The organism is Streptantibioticus ferralitis (assembly GCF_029223525.1).
In the GTDB taxonomy this organism is placed as follows: domain Bacteria; phylum Actinomycetota; class Actinomycetes; order Streptomycetales; family Streptomycetaceae; genus Streptantibioticus_A; species Streptantibioticus_A ferralitis.
On record NZ_JARHTQ010000027.1, the window covers coordinates 69,135 to 94,195 of the forward strand.

A 25,061-nucleotide genomic window follows, 5' to 3' on the forward strand; every position below is an offset into this window, starting at 1 on the left:
TATGCTGCGGGGTGCGGGCCATTAGCTCAATTGGCAGAGCAGTGGACTTTTAATCCATTGGTTCAGGGTTCGAGCCCCTGATGGCCCACCGCACGAGAAGCGCCCCACCTGCGGCGGAGGCCGTGGGCGGGGCGCTTTCGTCGATCTGGAACAGCTCTGAAGATCGCTAGCTCGGCCAACGCTCGGCCGAAATGCAGACGATCATGCCTCGGCGGAGTACTGCCGGAGACCTCCGCAGCCCACCCGGAAGGGCGGCCATGTGGCGAGCATCACTCTCCAGAACGCAGAAGGCCCCGCCCTCGCGCCTCGGGGGCAGCGCACGGACGGGGCGTCTCGGTAGCGGCGGCGTCAGGTCTGCTCGGGATCCTTCCGCGGCAGGCCGTGCGGGGTGGTGAAGACGGCCCCGGTCGCCGGGTCCGTCACCATCGCGAAGCCGTCACACCACCGCTGGCGCTTCCGCCAACGGCCGAACTCGCGCGGGTATCCGTGCTCCTGCTGGGCCGCACGGTAGGCCACCAGCGTGCCCGCGTGCCTCGGATTCGTCCACTCGCTCATGCTCGCCTCCTTCGTTCTCCCAACGACGCTACGGCCATTGGAAGAACGGCCGCCGGGGAATGCGTCAGTTCGGTCCGCTGGGGGCGCAGCTCTCGGTGCAGCTGCCCTCGGGGCCGCCTGGCGAGTGCTGGCAGGACGCGGCCACCAGGATGGACGGGTCGCCGGGCGCCAGCCACAGCATCGGGTCCGGCTCGTACCCGGCCTCGGTGATGGCTTCTTGGGCGCGCTCCAGCGCACCGGGGTCGTAGCGGGACGGGGCCGGCGGCTCCGGCACGTGGTGGATGAATCCGCCGATCTTCCCGCACAGTGCGGCGTACACCTTCGTGTGCAGGATCAGGGCGTGCCATCCCTCGTCGACGATCCGGGACGGGCGCAGGCCGCGACCGGGCGACTTGGCGGCGGTGGCCACGAACTTGATGGCCTCCTCGGTGATGCGCTCGGCCACCTCGCTGGCCATGTCGGGGTTGTTGCGGGCGGCGGTGCCGACCACCCCCTCGAACTCCTCGGTGATGAGAAGATCACGGGCGTTTCCCATGGGTAGGGTCCTTCCTGATCCTTCGAGATCGATGGGCCCGTCCCGGCCGTTCGAGCTGTCCAGGTCCGGCGGCCGGGGCGGGAGTCTTAAGGGGTTACTCAGGCGGTTATTGGGCCTGACGTCAGGCGTCCCACCTGCGTGTACCGACCGTCGGGAGTGCGCTTCTCGCCCTGGCAGGTCTCCACCCATCCGCCGAGCAGCAGCACGCGCCGCGTCATCACCCCGCGGATCTCATTGCTGTGAGCGAGGCGGTTCCAGCCGTAGATGAGGCACACGCGCGGCCGGTCGCATTCCGCCTCCCGCACGGCGGTGAGGAGGCGATCGAATTCTGGCCGATGGTCCGTCAGGGCGTGCTCGCCTTCGTCCACCCACCATCCCCCGAAGCCCCAGCCTTGCGCGCTGATGTACCTGGCGCAGGCCCGCAGGCGCGCTTCGAGGAGTTCTCTCTGCGACATCGCGCGGCGGTCGTAGACGAACGCGACGGGTTGAGTGGCGGTCATGAGGGCTTCCTCAGGTCCAGCTCCATCCACGCAATTGCGCCCTCGTCGGTGCGGATGTGTCCGTACCGGTCGGCTAGCACGAGGGCGGCGAGAATGCCGTCACGCGCGGATGCGGTGAGCTCAGTGGGCAGGTCCACTTCGAGGCGGATCAATTCCGAGGTCTCGTCAGTGCGCGGATCGCAGCCGGTTGCCGCGGCGAGTCGCCCGGCGAGCGCGGTAGCGCGTGATTCCTGGGAGCGCACAAGTATCCCCTGTGAGTGCTTGATCACGTATCGTAGTGCTACTTAAGTAGGTTGGACCTGATGCAGTAGCTTGTCAATGTCGACGAACGCACTGCCCGCCCCTTGCGGGGCACCACGGAGAGTCCATGGCACGAGAGGCGCCCTACCTCGCAGTCGCCGACGCCCTACGCGCCCGAATCAAGGCGGGAGAATGGGCCGTTGGTGAAAAGCTGCCGTCGCGAGCCCAGTTGGCCGAGGAATACGGCGTCGGGCGGAACGTCACTCAACGAGCAATGGACCGACTCATCGTCGAGGGCATCCTCGAAGGCCGAGCCGGATCCGGCACATACGTCCGTCGACCTCGTGAACGCATGCGTATGGTCCGATCCCGTCACCGCGAACGGCGCGGCGGCTCACCGTTCCGTGCGGACATGAAGGAGCACGGGCGCCGCGGTACGTGGGAATCCCGCAGTGATGCCCGAACCCCGGCGCCGGAGCACATCGCCGAACGCCTGGCCATCGCGCCCGGTGATCTGTGCGTGGTCACCCGATACGAGTTCCTCGCCGACGGGCAGCCGGTACAACTCTCCGAGTCGTGGGAGCCGATGGCCATCACCGGCGACACCCCGATCGTGCTGCCAGAGCTCGGGCCGCTCGCCGGGGCCGGGGTCGTCGAGCGTATGCGGTCCATCGGCATCGTTATCGACGCCGCCGTCGAAGTGCCGCGCCCGGCCCGTGCTACGCAGGAGCAGGCCAACTTGTTGGGCATCGCGCTCGGTGACCTTGTCATGGAGATCGAGCGCACCTACTACGACACCGACGGCCGCCCGGTCGAGACCGCGAACATCACTGTGCCGGATGTGCGGTGGGAAGTCGCCTACGAGATCGGGATACAGCGCCCCGAGGACTGAGTTGAGCCTAGGCACGACAAAGACGCCCCGCCCGGGCCCGAAGGCCAAGGCGGGGCGTCCGTGTCAGGAACGGCGTCGGTCGGACAGGATCGCGTCGTGGATCCGGGGAGACCGCCACACCTGCTCCCAGAAGGTGTGAACCGCGTCGGTGCCCGGAGCGCTTCGCGGTGATCGCTCCTCGGTTGTGGCTGGTTCACGAGCCCGGGAACAGGGGTCCGCCCGCCATGAGGCCGCCGTCGACCGTGAGGACATGGCCGGTGACATAGCTTGCCTTGTCCGAGCCCAGGTACTGGACGGCCTCGGCGATCTCCTCGGGGGTGCCCGCCCGGTGCAGGGGCAGTACCGAGTCGACCGTGTCCCGCGCGGTGTCGTCGCCGGTGAACCGCTCGTACATCGCGGTCCGGGTGTAGCCGGGGGCGACGGCGTTGACCCGGATACCGTGAGCGGCGCCTTCGAGTGCCGCCGCCTTCGTGATGCCGGTGACCGCGTGCTTGCTGCCGACGTACAAGGTCGCCCCGGGGTAGCCCATCAGGCCGAAGGTGGAGCTGACGTTGACGATGCTGCCACCGCCCTGCTCCCTCATGACCCGGAACTCGTGCTTCAGGCACAGCAGCGTGCCCTTGACGTTCGTATCGAAGACGGCCTGGTAGCTCTGTTCGGTCACCTCGGTGACCGGGCCGGGCGTTCCTTCGGTGCCGGCGTTGTTGAGGGCGACATCGAGTCGCCCGAACCGCTCGACCGCACGGTCGACGAGGTTCTCCACATCGGCGTCGAAGCGGACGTCGGCACGCATGAACTCGGCTTGGGCGCCGAGGTCGCCGAGTTCCCCGGCGAGTTGCTCGCCGACGTCCTGGTGGCGGCCGCAGACGACGAGGTTCGCGCCCTGACGGGCATAGGCCAGCGCGGTGGCGCGGCCGATACCGGTGAGCGCGCCCGTGATGAGGACGACGGGAGCAGGCACGTTCGAAGGTCCTTCCTGCGAGCAGACAAGTGAACGGCAGGCAAGCGGCCAGCAGCCCGCACGGCACCGGGGCTCTCTTCCGGCCAGGGTGTACCCCTGTGAGGAAGCTGTCCCGGCCGGACGGCAGTCATAGAGGAGGCGGCCACGGCATCCCTCGAACGGCCGCGCTTGATGCCCCGTATGCCCTATGGGGAGACGCTTCGTTCACCGCGCAACCAACGCACCAGCTCATACCCCGCGACGGATCAACTGAAGGTCAGCCGCACTCTTCGAAAGCCGTCTTCTGGCTCGGCCGCTGACTCTGCGCCGGTCACAACCGAACTGCGGAAGCTACTGTGGCTCGGCATCGCGGCTCGCACCACATTCGCCGAGATCTTCCACCGCCGGACTCGCCGGACCCGCAGGGGCCGCGAAGCCGCTGCCGCCTGATCCGATCCTCCCTTCCCGCGCAATGCCAGCGGGTGGTGTTGTCGACCTTGCGTCGGTGACGTCTACCCGGCGACCACCGGCACAGGCGGCGGCGCCGACGGGTTGCGCTTGCCCGACGGCCGCTGGCGAGCACTGTTCCGACTCGATGCGGTGGGCGATCGCACCGCGTGACGCAAGACCGAACCCGTCCAGACTTCTAGGCGAACAGTTCCTCGAAAAGGGATCCGGCACTTGCCCGTCCGTGCGGTGTCGTTCAGGGTGACGGGGCCCGCGCAAGCTGCGGGCCCTCCCCTATTTCTTTTCGCTGGAGCGACCCATGTCCATGCGCAAGACCGCTCGCGCTGCCCTCGGGGTCCTGTCCGCCGTCGCCGCGCTCTCCGCCGCGGCCGTTCCGGCCGCCATGGCCGACCAGGCCGTGCCCGCGGCCAAGCCCCACGCCTCCGCGGGCACCCACCTCAAGCTCTTCGCCGCCGCCCCGGCCGGCTATACGCACCCCGACGACCTGACCCGCCTGGGCGACGTGCTCTACACCGCCTACCAGAACAACGCTGCTGCCGACGGCACCCCCGCCGGCAGCAAGAGCGACATCGTCGGCTTCGACATCAAGACCGGCAAGGTGCTGCGCCACTGGGTGCTGCCCGGCCGCGTCGACGGCCTCACCGCCGACCCGCACCACCACCGCCTGCTGGCCACCGTGAACGAGGACCTCAACTCCAGCCTCTACACGATCACCCCGACCCGCACCTCCGGGGTCGTCCGGCACTACAACTACAGCCCCAGCCCGGCCGAGACCGGTAGCGACGGCACCAACGGCGGCACCGACGCCCTCTCCGTGGCCGCCAACGGCACCGTCTACGTCGCGCACTCCAACCCCGACACCTCCCTGCCGGGTGCGAACAACACCGCCGCGACCTACACCCTGAAGCTGTCCGGCAGCGCCGCGAAGCTGACCCGCGTCTACGGCGTCAACGACACGGCCACGGTGATCAACCCCGCCAAGGGCGCCCCGGCCAAGGCCGAGCTCGGCCTGACCGACCCGGACTCCAACCGCTGGATCCCCGGCCGCGACGGCGGCACGCTGATCCAGGACGCGCAGGCCGACAGCAAGCTGGTCTACGTCTCCGACCTGGACGCCAAGCACCCGACGGTCCGCCAGCTGAACCTGGTCAACGCCAAGACCCCGAGCAAGGGCGCGGCCACCCCGCAGCTGGACGACATCGAGCGGGTAACCGGCGACGGCACCCTGTTCGTCGTCGACTCGGCCGCCGGCAAGATCTACAAGGCCAACACCGAGGGCGTCCGTCCGGGCACCCTGTTCGCCTCCCAGCCCGCGCCCAAGGCCGGCGACCAGCCCAACGACCCGGCCCTGGCCGTCGTGGACCAGCGCACCGGCGTGGTGACCCACCTCAACGTCAACGTCACTCTGCAGAGCCCCAAGGGCCTGCTCTTCGTCCCCGGCGACAACCGCTGACCGCTGACATGTGACGAATGACCAGTTGTGGCCCCGACCCCGGCCTCGCCGGGACCGGGGCCACAACGCTGCCGAGCGAACAGTCGACCGGAGCCCCGCGCTTCGCCGCCGGACTGCGCGCGGCGACAGAACGCGCCCCGGCAGCTTTCCCCGGCCGGGGCGTTTCCGCTTGGTCGGCCCGACCGGCTCACCGTGCGCCGCGCAGCGGGGCGATGCCGCCGCGGCGAGGCCTGCGGACGGCGAAGCGGCGTCGGGCAGCGGGCTTTCCGGAAGCACCCGTTTCGATGCCGCCCTTGTCCATCCGGAACGGCGGGTATGCGGTCGTCATCAAGAACGCATAGGCGAAGACCGTCAGCATCCAGCGGTCGAATGCGATGATCCAGGCGAACTGCCGCTGGGGGTAGCGACCGGTGAACAGCAGGATCCCGCCGGGGCCGGTGAACACCAGAACCACCAGGGCGACCTCCGCCAGGAGTGCCGTGAGCCCGCCGATCCACCAGCAGATCCGGAAGCTGAGGAGACAGAGCGCGACCAGGGCGTATTGCGGGGTCGCGCGCAGCCACCAGATCACCAGCCGCAGGCCCCGTGGCAGTAGGCGCGGATAGGCGATGTCCACCCGGGTCGGGTAGCCGGGTGCGACACCGAGGCTGAAGGGCGGATAGCGGTCCGTGGCGAGTGCCGCGTACGAGTAGTAGGCCACCCGCCATGTCCAACGCGCCACGCCGGTGGTGAAGTTGAACAGCGCTCGCGGGTAGCGGCCGGTGAACAGGGTCACGAAGAACGCGATCACGCTCACCACGAGGAAGGCGGCCCACAGGCACAGCAGCGCGACGTGGTGTGGGAAGAGCAGGAGCCATTTCACCAGCCACAGCCAGCGGGACAGCGGTTCGTCGAGCTCCGCCTCAAGGCGGACCGGCTGGTCCACCGCCGCGATCGTCGCCATGCAGGGTCAGCTCCTTCCCGGCAGGCCGACCGAAGCCGGCGCTCGAAGACCGGGCCCCATGCATCACAAGCTACGCCCTGCTCACGGCAGCGGCTGCCCGGTGGGCGGCGCAGCGGCCGGGCCGGCATGACCAGCGGGGGATCGCTGCCCGCCGGGCCCGCGGCCTCGGGGAGCGCCGGGCCCCGGGGAGCGCCGGCCCCGGGCGTCAGATGCTTGTGGGCCCACTGCGCGAAGCCCGGCGCTTCGCGTGCCGGTGCCGTTGACTAGGGCCGGGCCGCCACCGGGAGCTTCGGGGTGTGCGTCGTGGCGCCCGGCTTGGCGCCGGGGGTGCCGAGTTGCTGGGCGAGCCAGGGGAGCGCCTGGGCGAAGGCCGTGGAGCCGAACTGCCAGTCGTGCTTGCCGGGTGCCACCGTGACCGTGCTGTTGATCCCGTCCCGGTGAGCCGCCGCGCGCAGCTGCTTGGCCTGCATGATGTGCCGGCTCTCCTGGTCGCCGCTCTCGAACCAGCCGGTGACGTGCTGGTACTTGCCGTGGTGGGCCAGCACGGTCAGCGGGTCGTGGGCGTCCCAGGCCGCCGCGTTGCCGCCGTACAGCTTGTTGATGGTCTGCTGCTTGTTGCCGGTGTTGGGGCCGATGTCCCCGGAGATGTCCTCGAAGTGCGTGAAGACGTCGGGGTGTTCGACGGTGAGGCCGACCGCGCAGGTGCCGCCCATCGACCAGCCGACCACGCCCCACTTGCGGGGACTGGTGCTGGTGCCGAAGGTCTTCTCGATGTACGGGGGGATGTCCTTGACCAGGTGGTCCTCGGACATGCCGTGCGGGCCGTCGACGCACTCGGTGTCCACCTTGAAGCCGCCCGCCGCGTCGGTGAAGACCAGCACCGGCGAGAAGCCGTGGTGCTTCTGGGCGTACGCGTCGGAGGCCGCCACGGCGTTTCCGGCCCGCACCCAGTTGTCGGGTTCGGAGAACTCGCCGCCGATCATCTCCAGTACCGGCAGCTTGGGGCGGGACTTGCTGCGGAACCAGGCGGGCGGCAGGTAGACCAGTTCCTGGCGGGGCTGGAAGCCGCTGGTCGGGGGTATGTTCACCGACACGATGCGGCCGGTCTTGGTCTTTCCGGTCACCGTGCCCAGCTGGTCGAGGGTGATCTGCTGCGGCAGCGGGCTGTCCGTCAGCTCGCCGATCGCGTCGTCCACCGTCGGGTAGTAGCCGGTCGAGAGGTTCAGCGCGTTGGCCCCGGCGAGCAGGGCCAGCAGTGCGGCGAACGGTGCGAGCAACCGGTGCCACCACCGGGCACCGCGCCAGCCGGCCACCAGGACGACCAGCGCGGTGATCGCCACGCCTGCCCAGATCCAGAGCGCGAACGGCAGCGGGTCGGTGATCCCGGCCGTTCTGACCACGATCACTGCCAGGGCGGCGGTGGCCACGGCGGAGATGACGATGACCAGCGGTGCCCGGCGCAGCCGCCAGGTCCGGTCGCGCCAGCCGATGGCGGCCAGGCAGACCATCGCGGCTGCGGCTTGGACGGCCCAGGGAAACCAGCCGTCGAGCAGGGAGACGTTCATGGCGGGGAAGCGTAACCAGGCTTATCCCCTGGTCGGCTCATTTTCGTACTCGTGAGCGACCTTGGGGCAGGGCTGCGACAAAAGAAACACAGCCGTGTCGGCGGAGGGAACGGCACGGCGCCCGCGATCCGGGCTCGCGGGCGCCGCTTCGTGTGGCGTTCATACGCGCGATGTCGACGGTACACGTGCCGCCGCTACGCATGACGGCGACCACCGGCCGTATCCAGCACGCGTACCCGGGAGACATCTGTGACTCGCCGTTCCATACGACTGGCCGCCGCCCTCGGAGTTGTCGGGACCCTTGCCGGGGCCACCGTCGCACAGGCCTCCGGGCCTGCCGGGCCCGCCGCCAAGCACGTGCTCCTGATCTCCGTGGACGGGCTGCACCAGTCGGACCTGACCTGGTACATCCAGCGGCACCCGCAGTCGGCGCTGGCCCGGCTGGTGGGCGGCGGTGTGCAGTACGCGCATGCCCGGACCACCACGCCGTCGGACTCCTTCCCCGGTATGACCGCCCAGCTCACCGGTGGTGGGCCGGGCACCACCGGGGTCTACTACGACGACACGTACAACCACGCGCTGCTGCCTGCCGGCACCACCGACTGCAAGGGCGCCAAGCCCGGTGCCGAGGTGGACCTCACCGAGGACCTGGACAGGAACAAGGCCTCCATCGACGCCGGCCAGGGGCTCACCGGCCTGCCGGGCAGCATCCTGCGGATGACGGAACAGCCGCAGAACCTGCTCGACCCCGGCAAGCTGCCGGTCGACCCCAAGACCTGCAAGCCGGTCGCCCCGCACTCGTACCTGCAGGTGAACACGGTCTTCGAGGTGGCCCGCAAGGCGGGACTGCGCACCGCCTGGTCGGACAAGCACGCCGCGTACGACATCCTCAGCGGACCGTCGGGCACCGGCATCCAGGACCTGTTCGCCCCGGAGATCAACAGCAACGCGCCGGGATATCCGGCCGGCGGTGACTGGACCACCGACAACAAGGCCACCGAGCAGTACGACCACTACAAGACGCAGGCCGTACTCAACGAGATCGACGGCTACGACCACAGCCGTGCCCACAAGGTCGGCACCCCGGCGGTCTTCGGCCTGAACTTCCAGTCGGTCTCCACCGCCCAGAAGCTCCCCACCTCCGAGGGCCTCAAGGGCGGCTACCAGTCCAGGGGCGTCCCCGGGCCGCTGCTGCGCAAGAACCTGGACTTCGTCAACGGAGAGGTCGGCGCGCTGGTCCAGGAGATCCAGGCCAAGCACCTGGGCTCCAGCACCACCGTCATCCTGTCCGCCAAGCACGGCCAGTCGCCGACCGACCCGGCCGCGCTGAACCGGGTGGACGACGGCCCGCTGCTCGACGGGCTCAACGCCGCCTGGAAGAAGCTGCACCCGAAGGCGGGCGACCTGGTCGCGCACTCGGTGGACGACGACGGCATGCTGCTGTGGCTGAACGACCGCTCCCAGGCGGCCACCGACTTCGCCAAGAAGTACCTGCTGGCGCAGAGCGGCAAGGGAACCGACATCAACGGCAAGCCCAAGGCCTTCAGCCGCGGCGGCCTCAGCACGGTGTACGCCGGAGCGGACGCGGCCCGCTACTTCGGGGTCAAGGCCGGTGACGCCCGGGTGCCGGATCTGTTCGGCATCGCCCGGTACGGTGTGGTCTACACCGGTGGCACCAAGAAGATCGCCGAGCACGGCGGCGCCCACGCCGACGACCTCGACGTCCCGCTGGTGATCTCCGGCGCCCGCACCCCGTCCGGTGTGCGCAAGGCGCAGCCCGTCAGGACCGCGCAGATCGCGCCGACCATCCTGGCCCTGCTCGGCCTGGACCCGAACGCCCTGCAGGCCGTCCAGCGCGAGCACACCGAGGCACTGCCGGTGCGGTGAACCGGTGCCCCTCGCGGCACGTACCGTGATGTGACGCACGACGCGCCGTAGCTTCCCGTACCCCGGGGTACGGGAAGCTGGGGAACGGCCGCTCGGCCCCCGGTCCGGGTGAGCGGACCGGACCTTTGCGTAACCGTGCAACAATGCGGCTGGCCCACCACGGAATCGCTGGGCTGCGGGACCGCGGACTAAGGGAGGGCGCGTGGGGTCTTCACCCATGGTGAAGCGGCGCAGGAACACCGAACTGGTACTGATACTCGGTGCCATAGCGCTCGGCATCTTCGGCTACGCCAGCGCGGCACTCGCACTGAACGACTCGGTACCCAGCGGGCTCTACCTCGTCGCCGTCGTTCTCACGGCACTGGCCCTCGGAGCGCACTTCGCGGTACGCCGCTTCGCTCCGTACGCGGATCCGCTGATCCTGCCGGTCGCGGTGATGCTCTCCTCGATCGGTCTGATGCTGATCGGCCGCCTGGACATCAGCTACAAGGTCGAGTACCCGAAGTCCTTCGCCCCGAAGACATCCGGCCAGCTCATGTGGCTGGTGATCTCCATGGCGATGTTCATCGGGATCATCATCTTCCTCAAGCACCACCGCGTGCTGCAGCGCTATGCGTATGTGCTGATGACGGTCGCCCTGGTGCTGCTGATCGCGCCGGTGTTCTCGCACGCTGACACCTACGGCGCCAAGCGCTGGATCCAGCTGCCGGGGGCGACCCTGGAGCCGGACGAGTTCGTCAAGGTCGCCATCGCCGTCTTCTTCGCCGCGTATCTGACCGTCAACCGTGATGCGCTCGCACTGGTCGGACGCAAGGTGTGGGGCATCAGCCTGCCGCGCGGCCGCAACCTCGGGCCGGTCATCGCGGTGTGGGCGATCAGCCTGCTGGTGCTGGTCTTCGAGAACGACCTGGGCACCTCGCTGATCTTCTTCGGCGTGTTCGTGATCATGCTCTATGTCGCCACCGAGCGCACCGGATGGGTGGTCGTCGGCCTGCTCATGGCGGTGGCGGGAGCCGGAATCGTCGGCTCCACCTCATCCCACGTCGTCGGCCGTGTGGTGGCCTGGCTGCACCCGATGGACATCTTCCTGCCGGCCAACCAGCGCCCGGCCGGTCTGGTCTCCGATCAGGCGGCGCAGGCGCTGTTCAGCTTCGGCAGCGGCGGCATCCTGGGCACCGGTCTCGGCCAGGGCCACCCGTGGCTGATCGGCTTCGCGGGGCAGAGCGACTTCATCCTCACCTCGGTCGGCGAGGAGCTGGGCCTGGTGGGCGTCACCGCCGTCCTGCTGCTGTACGTGCTGCTCGTCGAACGCGGACTGCGCACCGCGATCGTGCTCACCGACCCGTTCGGCAAGCTGCTGTCCGGCGGACTCTCGGCGGCCGTCGCCCTCCAGGTGTTCGTGGTCGCGGGCGGTGTCAGCGGTCTGATCCCGCTGACCGGTAAGGCGCTGCCGTTCCTCGCCTACGGTGGTTCGTCCGCCCTCGCCAACTGGCTGCTGATCGCCCTGCTGATCAAGCTGAGCGATGCGGCGGGCCGGGTCACCGAGGAGCAGAACAGTCCGGTCCCGTCGCTGGCTACCTCTTCTGAGGCGCTGACTGCTGTGGTGCCGAGAGCTGCTGGCTGAGCCAGCTGAACGCGGCCGGGAACTCGCTGGTCCACGTGCCGTAGTTGTGCCCGCCGGAGGCGAGGATCTCGGTCTTGACCCGCACCTTGCTGCCCTGTGCCGCGCGGGCGAACTGCTCGATGTAGAACGGCTGGCTGAACCGGTCCTGCTTGGACGTGGCGAGGAAGATCCCCACGTCGGCCTGGGAGTGCCTGACCATCTCGGTCGGGCTGTTGATGCGGCGCGTGTCGGCGTTGGACAGTACCGACGGATCGCCGGACAGCCGGTCGGGGTCGAGCGCGGCGCCCGCGCCGAACACCTTCGGGTATTCCAGCGGCAGTTGGGCGGCGCAGTAGCCGCCGGTGGAGAAGCCCATGACGCCCCACGCCTGCGGGCCGGGGAGGGTGCGGAACTTGTCCCTGATCAGGCTCGGCACATCGGCTGACAGCCAGGTGGCGACCTTGCGGCCCGAGATGTCCGCGCAGTCGGTGTCGACGCTGCCCGGGTTGATCACCGGCATGGCCAGGATGAACGGATGCGCCTTGTTCTGGTCCACCAGGCGCTGGAAGGCGCCGGGCATCCCGCCGTGCTCCAGCCATGACTGCGGTGAGCCGGGCACTCCGTGCAGCAGCATCAACACCGGGAATTTCACGTTCCGGTTCTTGGGGTCGTCGTACTCCGGCGGTGTCCACACGATGACCTGGCCGGAGAGCTTGGAGTGCGCCCCGTGGAAGTACGTGTCCAGGATCCCGGTTCCGCTGCGGCTGAACTTCGCCTGGGAGGCGGGCGGTCCTGGCATGGCAGCGGCGTTGGCGTTGTTGTTCGTGCCCAACAGATCCGCCCAGGAGGCGTAGAGCCCGTAGCTGGTGTTGATCCACACGGCGACCACGGAGATCGCGGTCAGCTGGCAGAGGAGGATCATGACCAGCCGGGCCAGCCAGCGGAGCGGCTGCGGTCCGGGGATCCGGGACCACAGTACGAGGGTGGCGAGGACCATCAGTACTGTCGTGGCGATCAGGACGACGAAGAACAACGTGCCGGTGAGACTCACGACGTAGTAGACGGGTGGGAATCGGTTGACGTTCCGCCGGATTCCGGCGTTTCACGTGGTTGACGCACTGTTCACTGCCCGCTCGGCCACTCGTTACCGCATGCACCGCATGGGCATCCGGTCGGCGTCCGCCCGCACCCGGCGCGACGGCGTCAACAGAGGTGCGAGGGCACGGCTTTCCCCGAACGGGTTGGAAACAAGCCGGTGGGTCTATTAACGTTCGATAACGCAACGCCGAATCCCGCGCCGGCGCGTGGGAACCGGGGACCCATCCTCTGGGGTGAATCGAGCCTGCACCAGGGCCCGTAGGAGACCTTCCTGCTCCGAACCCGTCAGCTAACCCGGTAGGCGTGAAGGAAGGAAAGGAGTGCGCCAGCAGTGGCGTTCCAGCAGCCCGGCCCCGCGGAGTCCGACCCCGAAGAACCGCTCTTCGTCGTCTCGGCCGATCCGGCCGCGACTGACCCAGGTCGGCACCGGTTCCCCAAGCAGCGTTCCGTTTCGCGCGGTTCCACGGTCCTCGGCGTTGCCGCGATAGCCGCCGTCGGCGCGGGCGGAGTGGCCACCGCGCAGAGCAAGTCGCCGGTTTCGATTCCGGTCTCGGTCCCCGATGCGCCGCCGGAGATGGTGCACGCCGTCACCGGTCCGGCCGCCTCGACACCTCCGGCCGCCACCCGGACGGCATCGCTGGACGCGGGCGAGTCGCTGCGTACCCGGATCCTGGCCCAGGCGCAGTCGCAGCGGGCCGCCGCCGACGCCGCCGTACTGGACACGCAGCGCAGGGCCGCCGAGGAGAAGGCCGCCAAGGAAGCCGCCGCGCAGAAGGTGCGCGATGACGCGGCGAAGAAGAAGGCCGAGGAGGAGGCCCGTCGGCAGGCCGCCGCGGACGCCGCCGTCAAGGCCGACGCGGAGCGGGCCGCCCAACTCGCCACCGGCTACGGCAAACCCGTCACGTCCTACACGCCGACCGCCGGTTTCGGTGCGGCGAGTTCGCTGTGGGCCTCCGCCCACACCGGTCAGGACTTCGCCGCCCCGACCGGCACCCCCGTGATGGCCATCCACAGCGGGACGATCACCTCCGCCGGGTGGGCGGGCTCGTACGGCTACCGCATCGTGCTGACCCTCGATGACGGCACCGAGCTGTGGTACTGCCATCTGTCCTCGATGGTGAAGACGGGCGGCCAGGTCAGCACCGGTGAGGTCATCGGCCGGGTGGGCGCGACCGGCAATGTCACCGGCCCCCATCTGCACCTGGAGGTCCGTCCGGGTGGCGGTTGGCCGGTCGACCCGCTGCCCTGGCTGTGGGACCACGGCGTTTCGGTATAACATTCAACAAGAACACGTACTAAGCGCCCGCTAAGCGATGCGTGCGAGTGCGTGTCCATGAACTGCCGACGGCCCCGGTGCCATCCCCCGACACCAGGGCCGTCGGCGCACCACCTTCCCAGTGGCGCCGGTCGGCCTCAGTGGTGCCGGTCGGCGGCTATCCAAGAGGCGGCGGCGACCGCGCCCGCCGCAGTGAAGACCGCGGGCCAGGCGCCGACCTTCTTCGCCAGCGGGTGCGAACCCGCGGCGGCGGCCGCGTACAGCCCGGTCAGCGTGACGGCCGTCTTGAGCCCGGCCTTGCCGTTCCAGTCACGCGCGGCGAAGGCACCCGCCACCGCCAGCGCCGCGCCGCCCAGCGGACGCTTCTTGGTCCACCGCGCCACGCCGTACCCGCCGATGAGTCCGGTCGCCGCCACTACGGAACCTGGAATCCTGGCCATCCGTTCACTACCTCCCGTTTAAGGAACACCTGTGTAGTTCCCCTGTGTATGTAGTTCCTGAGACTAGCCCTGCCCGAAATGTCGGCGAGGGGGTGGTCAGAGGCGCTGATCATGCCGTCCGGCGATGCGGTCGCCGCGGTGGCGGCAGCCGCCACCGCGGCTGCCGTACGTGTGCTCATGGGACCCCCGTGCGAAGGTGCGCGTTCGCAAGCCAGGCCGGTGAACTGGTCTACGCAGACCACCAGTTCGGCTTCGACTCCAGTGAGGGGGTCTGACGGTGCCGGCGGGGGAGCGGTGACCGGGACCGGCCTGCACACCGCGCCGTACCCGCCCTACTCCAGATCGACGATGTCCTCGGCGTAGACCGTGGCGAGCGGCTGCGGCCCGACATACTGCTGGCAGTTGCACGGCCTCGGCTCGTAGTCGACCGGCTTCTTGTCCGCGTCCCAAGCCGTCGGCGCCTCGACGATCTCGTGGCACTTGCCCTGCTTGTCATGCTTGGCGAGGTGGTGCGTACATCCGCAGACCGGCTCCGGCGGCTTGCTCGCCGCACTCAACGCCTGCTGCTTGCGCTCCTCGGCCGCCAGCCGCTCCAACTTCCGCTTGTGCCGAGTCCGCAGAGCCCGCCGCGCATTCTCACTGGCCCAGCCGCCCCCGATGACGACCGCCCAGCCAACAACCCACCACGGAATTCCGGACATCGCTCCCCCTGTGTCGAATCCGGTGGGCATTATCCCGGCCTTCGCGCCCCCCACACCAAGCCGGCGCCGCGAACAGCGACTTAGGCTGCTGCCCATGATTCGCGCGGTGGTGTTTGACGTGGGCGAGACGCTGGTGGACGAGACGGCGGTCTTCGCGGGGTGGGCGGACTGGCTGGGCGTGCCGCGGCACACCTTCTCGGCGGTGTTGGGGGCCGCGATGGCGCGTGGGGAGTCGCAGCTTTCGGCGTTTCGGGTGTTTCGGGCGGACTTTGATCTGCGGGTTGAGGACCGGAAACGGGAGGCCGCGGGGGAGAGTTCCGGGTTCGGGGCCGATGATCTGTACTCCGATGTGCGGCCGTGCCTGGCCGAGTTGAAGCGGGCCGGGATCTGGGTGGGGATCGCGGGGAACCAGCCGGTGCGGGCCCATCAGGATCTGGTGGGGTGCGGGCTGCCGGCGGATTTGATCGCCACGAGCGACGGTTGGGGAGTGAGCAAGCCCGATCCGGCGTTCTACCGGCGGGTGGTGGCCGAGGCGCCGTGTGCGGCGCACGAGATCCTCTACGTGGGGGATCGGGTCGACAACGACGTCGTGGCGGCCAAGCGTGAAGGGCTCAGGGCCGGACTGCTGCGGCGCGGGCCGCACGGGTTCATAGAGCGGGGTCCCGACGGCGGCGCCGATGTGCGACTGGACGGCCTGGCGGAGTTGCCCGCCTGGGTCGCCGCGCAGGGCTGAGGTCAGCGGCCGTACGGGCCGTAGGGACCGGGGCCGTAGTACGGGGGCGGGACCTGCGGGCCGGGCCACTGGGGTGGCACCGGGGGGTGGATGGCGTACGCCGCCTGGGCCAGGAGGGGTTGGGCCAGCGCCTTGCGCTGCCACATGTGGTGCAGCAACTCCTGCTCGCGGGTGGTGAAGTCGGGGTCGGCGTCTCCCCTCTCGGCCCGGGCGCGGAGGAAGGCGAGCGAGGTCGCGAACGACTGGTACTCCCGGACGGCGCGGGCGTCGGCCGGACCGCGGGCGCGCCGGGCCAGGTCGCGGGCGAGCTTGCGGGCCTTCATCGAGGAGAGGGCGAGCGGTTCGAGCGGGGAGAGCCAGCCCGCCATCGCGTAGACCGGCAGCTGCGCGCGGATCGTACGCAGTTCGTTGCCCCGCGACCAGACCGCGAGCCAGGCGAGCAGGGTGAAGACGGGGACCATGAAGGCCGCGTAGATCAGCAGGAAGCCGAACCGGCCGAGCGACGACGAACCGTTCCATATGCCGTGCAGCAGCATGGCTATCGCCCAGCCGCCGAGCGGGGCCAGCCAGCGGCGTGCCTGGCCGCGGCGGCTCATCGCGGCGATGCCGAAGCCGACGCCCGTCATGCTGGTGAACAACGGATGCGCGAACGGGGACATGATCACGCGGATGAAGAACGTGGCAATGGTGGTGGATCCCAGGCCGGTTGAGCCGAGCACCTGGTCCTCACCGAAGGCGTTGCCGATGTAGAGGATGTTCTCGGTGAACGCGAAGCCGGTCGCCGTGATCCCCGCGACGACCACTCCGTCGACGATGCCCTGGATATCGCGGCGGCGAAAGAGGAAGAGCAGCAGGACGGCCGTGCCCTTGCAGGTCTCCTCGACCAGCGGGGCGACGAACGTACCGCCCCAGGTGTCGCTCTCGCTGGGGTTCGAGGTGAACGTCGTGGTCAGCAGATGTGTCGCGAAGCTGTTGGCGAGGAGCGCGACGAGAGTGGCGGCGCAGGCACCCCAAGCGAAACAGAAGACCAGGTTCCGCCAGGGCTGCGGTTCCACACGGTCGACCCACAGAAACGTTCCGACCAGGAGCGGAACCGGCAGGATGGCGAGCGCGACGCCGACCAGGAAGCCTTCGGTGCCGGTCTGTTGGCGGACTATCGCCAAGATGACCAGACCGCACAGGGCGAGCAGCGCGATCAACGCCCCGGCACGCAGCGCCTTGCTCTCCCCGAACGCGCGGCGCGGCTTGTAACGCCAGCGCTTGGGCAGCGCGAACTGCGGTTGCTGCTCGTAGTAGGGGACCGGGTACGTGCCCTGGCCGTGCTGGGCGGGGGCGGCGTTCGCCGGGCTCGTTCCCGGCACCGTGTAGGCCGGGCCGGTGGGCCCGTACCCGTTCGGCCCGGTGTGCTGGGATCCGGAAGGACCGGGCGAATGCGGGTGCGAGTACACCCGTCGAGACTAAGGCCGAACGGCGGGTACGCGCGACGTCGCCCCGGGACTGGGAAGCGAGTGGCCTCAGCGGCCTCAGCGGCGCGTGAAGATCAGGTCATGGACGACATGGCCCTTGTCCAGACCCTGTCGCTCGAACTTCGTCATCGGCCGGAAGTCGGGGCGGGGCGCGTAGCCGTCGTACGCGTTGCGCAGTTCCGGCTCGGCGCTGAGCACCTCCAGCATCTGCTCCGCGTACGGCTCCCAGTCGGTGGCGCAGTGGAAGGTGGCACCGGGGGCGAGACGGGAGACCGCCAGCGAGACGAACTCGGGCTGGATCATCCGGCGTTTGTGATGGCGGGCCTTCGGCCACGGGTCGGGGAAGAAGACGCGCAGGCCCGCGAGCGAGCCGGACGGCAGCATGTCGCGGAGCAGGATGATCGCGTCGCCGTTGGCCACCCGGATGTTGGACAGGCCGTTCTGTTCCGCGAGGCAGAGCAGATGGCCCTGGCCAGGTGTGTGGACGTCCACCGCGAGGATTCCGGCGGCCGGGTCGGCGGCGGCCATGTCCGCGGTCGCGTCGCCCATGCCGAAGCCGATCTCCACCACGACGGGGATGTCGGCGGGGGCCACGGGGGTGCCGAAGAGTGCCGCCAGGTCGAGTGGGCTGCCGTCGATGTCCAGGCCCCACTGCGGCCACAACCGGTTGATCGCGTCGCCCTGCGCCGCGGTCACTCGGCCGCGGCGCGGATGGAACGTACGGATCCGCTGCTCGCGGTGAGCGTCCGGATGCGGATGCGCCGCCGGGCCGTTCGGGAACATCGGCTCGCGCGGCTTGCCCTCGCGGGCTGCGCGGCCGTTCTCGGCGTCGACGGTGGATGTGGGGGTGCGGGACTCAGACACAGTGCACCCAATTCTACGGGGACGCCGGAAGGAAACCCGGGGCGGTGAGGGGCGGGGCCGTGCCACCCCCGCGGGCAGCGTCTCTAGACCGTGCGCAGCGCCTCCATGGCTCGCCGTGCCACCTCCCGGCCGATCGGGAGGGACGCCGTGGCCGCCGGAGACGGTGCGTTCAGTACGTGCACGTACGGGCCGGAACCGGCGATGAGGAAGTCGTCGGCGAGCGTGCCGTCGCGCAGTACCGCCTGGGCGCGGACGCCCGAGGCGGCCGGTATCAGATCTTCCGGGCGCACATCGGGCAGCAGCCGCTGCACCGCCCTTGTGAACGCTCGCTTGGACAGCGAGCGGTGGATCTCCTCGATCTCGTACCGCCAGTGGCGGCGGGCGATCCGCCAGGTGCCGGGGAAGGCGGCGGTCTGCGCCAGGTCGCGCGGGTTGATCGTCCGCCAGCGGTAGCCCTCGCGAGCGAGGGCGGGCACCGCGTTGGGGCCGATGTGGACGCCGCCGTCCACGCCGCGGGTCAGGTGCACGCCCAGGAAGGGGAAGGCCGGGTCCGGCACCGGGTAGACCAGGCCGCGGACCAGATCCGCCGCGAACGGTGCCAGCTCGTAGAACTCGCCGCGGAACGGCACGATGCGCATGGCCGGGCGGAGACCCGCCAGCCGCGCGACGCGGTCGCAGTACAGGCCCGCGCAGTTCACCAGCACCTTGGCCCGGAACTGGGTGTCCGCCGCCGAGACGATCACCTCACCACCGCGCCGGGTGATCGCCCGCACCTGGTGGCCGTAGCGCAGGTCCGCGCCGGCGTCCTGGGCCAGGCGGGCCAGCGTCCGGGTCACCGCGCCGAAGTCGCAGATGCCCGTGGTGCCGACGTGGATGGCCGCGATGCCCCGCACATGCGGCTCGTATTCCACTATCTGGGACGGCCCCAGTTCCCGCACCGGAATGCCGTTCTCCCTGCCGCGCTGCACCAGGCTGTGCAGACGCGGCAGTTCGGCGCGCTCGGTGGCGACGATCAGCTTTCCGGTCACCTCATGCGGAATGTCGTACTCGGTGCAGAACTTGACCATCTCGGCCGCGCCCTGCACGGCGTACCGCGCCTTGAGCGATCCAGGTCGGTAGTAGATCCCGCTGTGGATCACCCCGCTGTTGCGGCCGGTCTGGTGCTGGGCCGGGGCGGGCTCCTTCTCCAGCACCGTGACGCGCGTGCCGGGGGCGCTACGCGTGATCGCGTACGCCGTGGACAGGCCGATGATCCCTCCGCCGATCACCAGCACGTCGCATGCGTTCGCCATCGCGTCACCTTCTCGGCTTGCGCCGTTTCCCGGCTTGCGCCGTTGCCGACTGGACATCCCCATCATGGACTGGCCCACTGACAGGCCACACAAACCGTCTTCCCACCCACCCGCCCTTTTCCACGGGCCCCGGCACCTTGTTCCGGGAGTTGCGTCCCCGGGGCTTGGACGGGGGCGCCCCTGAGCCCCGGGCGGGGCTTGGACGGGGGCGTCCCGGGGCCCCGGGGCGGCGCTTCGCCCCTGCACCCCGGTGGGGGCGTGCTTGTGCGTTGGCGGGGGTGCGCCGCGACGCCCCGGTGGGGTGAGCCTGTGCACCCGGGCGGGGCTGTGCCCCTGCACCCCGCTGGGGCTGCCGTGCCCGGACGAGGCTGGGCCTCGGTGCTCAGCCGGCTGTCCCCAGGGCGCGGTCGCGGGGCTGCGTCCTGCGTTGTTACGGGGGGCGTCCCGTGTCCCAGCCGTACCCGTTTCACGGGGGCGCCGCCGCGCCCGTGGCGTCGTGTCCCGGAGCGCCGGGGCGGGACTGCTGCCCTTACCCCCGGCGTCGCAGTCGGGCTCGGCGCCGCGCAGCGGCGAGTGCTCCCGTGGCGCGGATCGGTTCCGGCGGAAGCCCCTAGGCGGGGGCCGCCAGGAGGGGGCGGGCTCGTTCTCTCAGTTCGGCTACGCGTGGTTCGTCGCCGTACGGCTCAAGGCGGTGCAGTAGGTCGCGGACGTACTCGGTGGTGCGGGCGGAGGAGATGCGACCGGCGACCTCCACCGCTCGTACGCCTGCCGCGCAGGCCGCGTCCAGGTTTCCGGACTCCAGTTCAGCGACGGCGGAGACGACCAGGCGCAGACCGTGGGAGCGGACGAAGTCCTCGGTCGGGCGGGACAGCGCGGTCTCGGTGAAGCGCCGGACCTGCCTGGGCACGCCCAGATCGCTGTAACACTCGGCGGCGTCGGCGGCCAGCCGGTCGTACGAGTAGAAGCCGAGCCACGCCGGGTCCGGGTCGCCGTCCCGCGCCCGCTCCAGCCAGCCCTCGGCGGCCGACAGCGCCGCCCCGCACGCCTGCGGGTCGCCCGCCTTCGCGTGGGCGCGGGCCTCGACCAGGTGGAAGAAGCTCATCGTGCGGGCCGTCGCCAGGCCCCTGTTGCGCTCCAGCGCGGCCTGTGCCAGGTCCACGCCCTCGTCGGCGAAGCCGCGGTAGATCGCCTGCAGGCTCATGGACGCCAACACATAGCCGCCGAGCGGCACATCAGCCGCCGCGCGGGCGAGCCGCAGCGCCTGGATGTAGTAGCGCTGCGCGGCCTCCTGCTGGCCGGTGTCGAACGCCATCCACCCGGCCAGGCGGGTCAGTTCGGCGGTCGCGCCGAACAGCGAGCGCCCCACGTCGTCGCTGTACGAACCGAGCAGCAGCGGTGCCGCCTCCACCCGCAGGCACTCCGGCACCATGCCGGAACGCCAGTCTCCGCCCCCGTACTTGGAGTCCCAGCGGCGGGCGTCGTCGGCGGCCTCGCGGAGCTTGCCCACATCCGCGTGGCCGACCTTCGCCGCGCCGGAGTCCGTCAACTCCCGTGCCACAGAACCATCCGCGGGGGTGATCAGCCAACGGGAGGCCGGGGTGGCGTACGCGGTCACCGCGAAGGAGCCGGTCAGGAAGTCGCGGCGGCCGGCGAGGTCGAGGCGCCACAGGTCGGTCGCCGACTTCACCGCCTCGCTCACATCGCGCGGGAAGGCGAGCCCCACCTCGGGCGCCGGATCCGCGTCCGCGAGGCCGATCTCATGCAGCGGCACCGGGCGGCCGAGCTTGCTGCCGATCGCCGCGGCGATCAGATGCGGCGCGGCCCCCTGCGGCACCATCCCCTTGGCGACCCAGCGGGCCACCGATGTCTTGTCGTAGCGAAGCGTCAACCCCCGTTGCGCTCCGAGGTCGTTGACCCTGCGCGCGAGCCCCGCGTTACTGATCCCGGCCAGGGCGAGCATGGTGCCGAGTTTCTCGTTCGGCCCGCGGTGTTCCCTCGTCATGCGCACTCCTCGTCCCGCTCGCCGCCCCCTGCAACGCGGGCCGCGGACCGCGTTACCCCCTGGCCGCCGGGGTCCTGCGACCGCCGGCGCCCGTCGCAGGGCATGGGCCGAGCCCCGAGCTGCCGGGACGCCCGCTCCTCGGGTACACCCAGCGTAGTTCGCCGGATCCCGACCGTTAAGAGGAGTTGTCCCGGATGGCGAGATTCCTGCGCCGCACTGGTGTACGTGCTCCCGGAGTGTGTGGCTGTGCGCCTGTCTGTGCGCTCTGTGCGGATCGAGGTGATCGCGCTTGCATGGGGCCGTGGGTCGGCCTGCCGTCGAGACTGCGGCTTCGGTTTTGTCGGTGGTGGGCCAGGGGACACCGCTGCCTCATTCCCCGCGGGTGGCGGAATCGGTCCGGGAGGCGTGCCGACGCCTCCCGGACTGAGCGTTGGGCCCGGGCGCGGTGCGAGGAATGGCCGCGCGATTGTGGCGCGAAATCGCCGGTTTGGGGATTGCGGGTGCGGGGCACTGAGACGGGCTGCCCGTTCCGGACCACGGAGGGGGAGGCCCGGGGCGGGCAGCCTCTACCCGGCGTCGCACCGCACCGCGGCACTTGACGGCCTGGCCGGGGCGTCCACCCTGGGCGCCCAGTGGTCCTCCGGCACCCCGCCGTATGCCCCGGGCGCGGCCACGCCGTGCGGCAGGCGGCCTGCGCGGCAGGGGCGGGGGCTGTGCGGTACGGCCGACGCGGTACGGGACACGGCTGGCGGCGAGCGGAACGCGGCCCGCGCCATGCGGCACGTGGCCTGCGGCATACGCCGACTGGCATACGACAGACAGAACATAACGCCCATATCGCCATATGGCCCGCATCGGCGGCGCGGGACGGCGCTTCGCCATGCTCCCGTACGCCCCCTGACGCTCCACTCCGTGGCAGCATGTTCCCAGAGCAGAGCCCTGACGTTCCCCGAACGGAGATCGGGCGGGGCTGTGATGGAGCGGCAGTTCGCCGTGGTGCGAGGCCAGTTGTCCACAGCCGGTGGAGGCTGCGATGCGGTGGTTGGTGGGTTGGAGCAGCGCCGTAGCGCGATCATCCGTCGTCGCGGGCCGGACCCTGCTGCCGGTCGGCGGGCAACTCCTGTGGGGCGACCCGGATCCTCTGTGGGCGGTCGGCGACTGGCGCCCCGACGAGATCCGCGTCATCACGGCCGACCCGACACGCCCGGGCGGCAACGGCGCCTACGGCGCTTACGGTTTCAACTCCGTGCAGCGCAACGGCGGCCCGGTATCAGCGCGCCTCGCCGTACTCGGCCGGTGTGTCGCGAGCGACGACGAACTGCGCATAGGGCTCTACGCGGCGCGCGGCGGCGCACTGCGCCATCTCACCATGTGGGCGGGCAGCTACACCGCCGTGCTCCAGATCGGCCGCCGGACCACGGTCGTCGCCGACCTCGCCGGTGTCCGCCCGGTCTTCCACACCCCGTGGGCGGGCGGCACCGCCTACGCCACGGCCGCGCTGCCGCTGGCCGACCTCGTCGAGGCGGGCCTCGACGTCACCCAACTCGCCGCCCAACTCGCCTGCCCCGACTCGCCGGAGGCGCTCGGCAACGGCACGCCGTACCAGAACGTGCGCCGGTTGCCGCCCGGTCACGCGCTCATCCTGCGTGAGGGCGTTCCGGAGGTCACCGGGTACGAGCCGCATGCCTCCCTCGCCGTCGGCGCGTCCCGCTCCGTCACGGACGCCGAGCAGGCGGTCGCCGGAGTGCGTGACGCGCTGGTCGAGGCGGTACGGGCCCGGCTGGCCCAGCCGCGCTTCGTACCTGAACCCGGTGACGCGCCCGCGCCCGGGATCGGCGCCGACCTGTCGGGCGGCAGCGCGTCGGCGACCCTGGCGCTGCTCGCCGCGGGTCTGCCCGGTATGCCGGGGATGCCGATCGGGCTGGGCGCGCAGGCCGGGCAGCGGCTGCTGGCCGTCACGTTCAACGACCTGGCCACCGGCGGGGAGCAGGGGCGCGACGCGGAGCTGGAACGGGCCCGCAGAATGGCGGCCGACCCCCGACTGCACCATGTCGTGGTGCCCGGCGGTGCGGAGTCCCTTCCCTTCGCCGACCTGCTGGACAGCGGTCCGCTGACCGACGAACCGGGGCCCGCGCTGATCACCGCGGAACGGCACCGGCGGCGCCTCGCGGCGGGCGGCGCCGACCACTTCATCGGCCAGGGGGCGCGCCATGTCCTGGACGCGCATCCCGCGCGCCTCGCCGACCTGCTGCTGGACCGGCACCGGCGCCATCTGCTCCGCCCCGCCGCCGCGTTGGCGAGGGCGGAGGGGGCTTCGGCGCGGTCCGCGTTCGTACCGCTGACGTTGTACCGGGCGGCCCGGCGGCTGGCCCGCACTCCTTATCAACAGGGTGTGGAAGACGCGGCGGGCCGACTGCTGGAGCGGCGCTTCGACGATGTCGGCGCGGGCGGCCTCACGGCGTCGCTCGCGGCGCTGACCTGGTGCCGCCCTGGTCCCGCCGCGCGCTGGCTCACCGGAGAGGCACTGGCCGAAGTATCGATTCGCTTGTCCGACGCGGCGGCCCGGCCCGGTTCTGTCGGCCGTCCCGGTGAGCGGCGGGCCCGCGCCGCGCTCACTCGCGCCGCGGCTGACCTGAGGGTTTTCGAGCAGGCCGTCGAGGTGCGCAGTCAACGGCTGCACGCGCCGTACCTCGACAACCAGGTGGTACGCGCGGCCCAGGCACTGCCCGAGTCGATGCGGGTGCGGCCCGGTGCGCGGGCCGCCGTGCTGCGGGCGGTCCTGGCCGGAGCGGGGGTTCGCGACCTGCCGCCGGGGTGGGGCGCGACGACGAACGCCTCCGGCGCGGTACGGGTCGGGTTGCGCGCCGCCGTGGACGACCTGATGGACCTCTTCAGCGCGCCGCTGCTGGCCGACGCGGGGCTGGTCGACGCGCGGGTGGTACGGGGTGCGCTGCGCGCGGCGGCCGACGGGGAGCCGTTGCCGTTGGACGGCCTGGGGGAGTTGGTCTGCACGGAGGTCTGGCTACGGCGGCTGCTGGCGCGGCGCGGATCGTGCTGGACGGGCCCCGACGCGCCGGGGGCACTCGCGTTGGCGTTCAGGGCGATTTCGTTGCCGCCGCCTCTTTAGGCGGCCGCTCGCGCTGGGCGGTGGTCGGGGGTTTGTCCCGCCCGCCCACTGCGGTCGGCCTGCGGGCATCGTTGCGCGCGGCTGGCTGCGGGTACGGGTGTGCTCTTGCGCTGCGGACGGGTGGGGAATTCCCGCCCGCCCACCCGTTGCCGTTGGTCCTTGGTCGCCGTTGCGCGAGATTGCGTGTCGGTGGGTGCGTGTTCCTGCGCTGCGGTTTTGTGGGTGGGAGTCTCCGTTGCCGTCTGCTGTGGTCGACGATGCGCGCGGCTGGCTGTGGGTACCGGGGTGTGCCGGGGTGTCTTCGCACTCCGGGTTTCGCTTCGCGGTTGCGGTGCGTCGCGGGGGCGCTGCGGGGACCCCGGCACACCTCCTCGTATGGGCTGCAGCGCTGCGAGTGAGTGGGAAACCAGCCGCGGCCGAAGCGGATCCGCAGACCGAAACGTGCAATCGGGCTGGGTCGGAGGAAAATCCAAACGTCCGC

The 25,061-nt window shown here is 70.6% G+C and carries 21 protein-coding genes, 1 tRNA gene and 1 riboswitch; of the genes, 8 read left to right on the forward strand and 14 right to left on the reverse strand.

Translation table 11 applies throughout. The features are described 5' to 3' along the window. Positions 1-15 precede the first annotated feature (15 nt). Positions 16-88, forward strand: a tRNA-Lys gene (locus tag P2L57_RS30700). Positions 89-348: 260 nt separating this feature from the next. On the opposite strand, the gene P2L57_RS30705 is transcribed toward P2L57_RS30700, so the two are convergent. The 4 genes from P2L57_RS30705 to P2L57_RS30720 form a co-directional block, all read right to left on the reverse strand. Further along, positions 349-555, reverse strand: a complete 207-nt coding sequence (locus P2L57_RS30705) for a hypothetical protein (protein WP_275820042.1) — start codon at positions 553-555, stop codon at positions 349-351. Positions 556-619: 64 nt separating this feature from the next. After that, entirely contained in the window at positions 620-1,090 is a 471-nt protein-coding gene (locus P2L57_RS30710; protein WP_275820044.1) for a glycine-rich domain-containing protein, read from the reverse strand. Between the two features lie 98 nt (positions 1,091-1,188). Continuing rightward, complete coding sequence (locus P2L57_RS30715) at positions 1,189-1,590, reverse strand: recombinase family protein (protein ID WP_275820045.1); 402 nt, start codon at positions 1,588-1,590, stop codon at positions 1,189-1,191. Beyond that, positions 1,587-1,859, reverse strand: coding sequence for a hypothetical protein (locus P2L57_RS30720; RefSeq protein ID WP_275820048.1), 273 nt, complete (start codon positions 1,857-1,859; stop codon positions 1,587-1,589). Before P2L57_RS30720 ends, P2L57_RS30715 begins: the two co-directional genes overlap by 4 nt. Positions 1,860-1,957: 98 nt before the next feature. Between P2L57_RS30720 and P2L57_RS30725 the strand changes: the two genes are divergently transcribed. Continuing rightward, positions 1,958-2,722, forward strand: a complete 765-nt coding sequence (locus P2L57_RS30725; protein ID WP_275820050.1) for a GntR family transcriptional regulator — start codon at positions 1,958-1,960, stop codon at positions 2,720-2,722. Between the two features lie 193 nt (positions 2,723-2,915). Here the strand turns inward: P2L57_RS30725 and P2L57_RS30730 are convergent, their stop codons facing one another. After that, entirely contained in the window at positions 2,916-3,683 is a 768-nt protein-coding gene (locus tag P2L57_RS30730) for an SDR family NAD(P)-dependent oxidoreductase (RefSeq protein ID WP_275820052.1), read from the reverse strand. Positions 3,684-4,428: 745 nt separating this feature from the next. On the opposite strand from P2L57_RS30730, the gene P2L57_RS30735 reads away from it, so the two are divergent. Continuing rightward, entirely contained in the window at positions 4,429-5,583 is a 1,155-nt protein-coding gene (locus P2L57_RS30735) for a hypothetical protein (protein ID WP_275820054.1), read from the forward strand. A 187-nt stretch (positions 5,584-5,770) separates the two neighbouring features. Here the strand turns inward: P2L57_RS30735 and P2L57_RS30740 are convergent, their stop codons facing one another. After that, entirely contained in the window at positions 5,771-6,526 is a 756-nt protein-coding gene (locus P2L57_RS30740; RefSeq protein WP_275820056.1) for a DUF4389 domain-containing protein, read from the reverse strand. Positions 6,527-6,789: 263 nt separating this feature from the next. Then, complete coding sequence (locus tag P2L57_RS30745; protein ID WP_275820058.1) at positions 6,790-8,091, reverse strand: alpha/beta hydrolase; 1,302 nt, start codon at positions 8,089-8,091, stop codon at positions 6,790-6,792. 249 nt (positions 8,092-8,340) lie between these two features. Between P2L57_RS30745 and P2L57_RS30750 the strand changes: the two genes are divergently transcribed. Both P2L57_RS30750 and P2L57_RS30755 read left to right on the forward strand, forming a co-directional pair. Beyond that, positions 8,341-9,978, forward strand: coding sequence for an alkaline phosphatase family protein (locus P2L57_RS30750; protein ID WP_275820060.1), 1,638 nt, complete (start codon positions 8,341-8,343; stop codon positions 9,976-9,978). 217 nt (positions 9,979-10,195) lie between these two features. Continuing rightward, positions 10,196-11,602, forward strand: coding sequence for an FtsW/RodA/SpoVE family cell cycle protein (locus P2L57_RS30755; RefSeq protein ID WP_275820098.1), 1,407 nt, complete (start codon positions 10,196-10,198; stop codon positions 11,600-11,602). Here P2L57_RS30755 and P2L57_RS30760 read toward each other — a convergent pair. Continuing rightward, positions 11,553-12,632, reverse strand: a complete 1,080-nt coding sequence (locus P2L57_RS30760; RefSeq protein WP_275820062.1) for an alpha/beta hydrolase — start codon at positions 12,630-12,632, stop codon at positions 11,553-11,555. The two genes, P2L57_RS30755 and P2L57_RS30760, sit on opposite strands and share 50 nt — an antisense overlap. 222 nt (positions 12,633-12,854) lie before the next feature. Continuing rightward, positions 12,855-12,998, forward strand: a riboswitch (cyclic di-AMP (ydaO/yuaA leader). A 12-nt stretch (positions 12,999-13,010) separates the two neighbouring features. Between P2L57_RS30760 and P2L57_RS30765 the strand changes: the two genes are divergently transcribed. Continuing rightward, on the forward strand, positions 13,011-13,955 hold the full coding sequence (locus P2L57_RS30765; RefSeq protein WP_275820064.1) for a M23 family metallopeptidase: 945 nt from the start codon (positions 13,011-13,013) through the stop codon (positions 13,953-13,955). A gap of 137 nt (positions 13,956-14,092) precedes the next feature. Here P2L57_RS30765 and P2L57_RS30770 read toward each other — a convergent pair whose 3' ends face one another. Further along, entirely contained in the window at positions 14,093-14,395 is a 303-nt protein-coding gene (locus P2L57_RS30770; RefSeq protein WP_275820066.1) for a hypothetical protein, read from the reverse strand. A 332-nt stretch (positions 14,396-14,727) separates the two neighbouring features. Next, positions 14,728-15,096 carry a hypothetical protein gene (locus P2L57_RS30775; protein ID WP_275820068.1) on the reverse strand — a complete coding sequence of 123 codons (369 nt, stop codon included), beginning with the start codon at positions 15,094-15,096 and terminating at the stop codon, positions 14,728-14,730. A gap of 106 nt (positions 15,097-15,202) precedes the next feature. Between P2L57_RS30775 and P2L57_RS30780 the strand changes: the two genes are divergently transcribed. Beyond that, on the forward strand, positions 15,203-15,829 hold the full coding sequence (locus P2L57_RS30780) for an HAD family hydrolase (protein WP_275820070.1): 627 nt from the start codon (positions 15,203-15,205) through the stop codon (positions 15,827-15,829). Positions 15,830-15,831: 2 nt separating this feature from the next. Here the strand turns inward: P2L57_RS30780 and P2L57_RS30785 are convergent, their stop codons facing one another. The 4 genes from P2L57_RS30785 to P2L57_RS30800 all read right to left on the reverse strand — a co-directional run bounded on the left by P2L57_RS30785 (position 15,832) and on the right by P2L57_RS30800 (position 21,453). Beyond that, on the reverse strand, positions 15,832-17,190 hold the full coding sequence (locus P2L57_RS30785) for a PrsW family intramembrane metalloprotease (RefSeq protein WP_275820100.1): 1,359 nt from the start codon (positions 17,188-17,190) through the stop codon (positions 15,832-15,834). A gap of 162 nt (positions 17,191-17,352) precedes the next feature. Continuing rightward, positions 17,353-18,159, reverse strand: coding sequence for a tRNA (guanosine(46)-N7)-methyltransferase TrmB (gene trmB, locus P2L57_RS30790; protein WP_372516000.1), 807 nt, complete (start codon positions 18,157-18,159; stop codon positions 17,353-17,355). A gap of 83 nt (positions 18,160-18,242) precedes the next feature. Then, positions 18,243-19,451, reverse strand: coding sequence for an L-2-hydroxyglutarate dehydrogenase (gene lhgD / locus P2L57_RS30795; protein WP_275820072.1), 1,209 nt, complete (start codon positions 19,449-19,451; stop codon positions 18,243-18,245). A gap of 610 nt (positions 19,452-20,061) precedes the next feature. Further along, on the reverse strand, positions 20,062-21,453 hold the full coding sequence (locus P2L57_RS30800; protein ID WP_275820074.1) for an NsdA family TPR-like regulatory protein: 1,392 nt from the start codon (positions 21,451-21,453) through the stop codon (positions 20,062-20,064). Between the two features lie 1,033 nt (positions 21,454-22,486). Here P2L57_RS30800 and P2L57_RS30805 point away from each other — a divergent pair. Next, positions 22,487-24,580 carry an asparagine synthase-related protein gene (locus P2L57_RS30805; protein WP_275820076.1) on the forward strand — a complete coding sequence of 698 codons (2,094 nt, stop codon included), beginning with the start codon at positions 22,487-22,489 and terminating at the stop codon, positions 24,578-24,580. Positions 24,581-25,061: the final 481 nt, after the last annotated feature.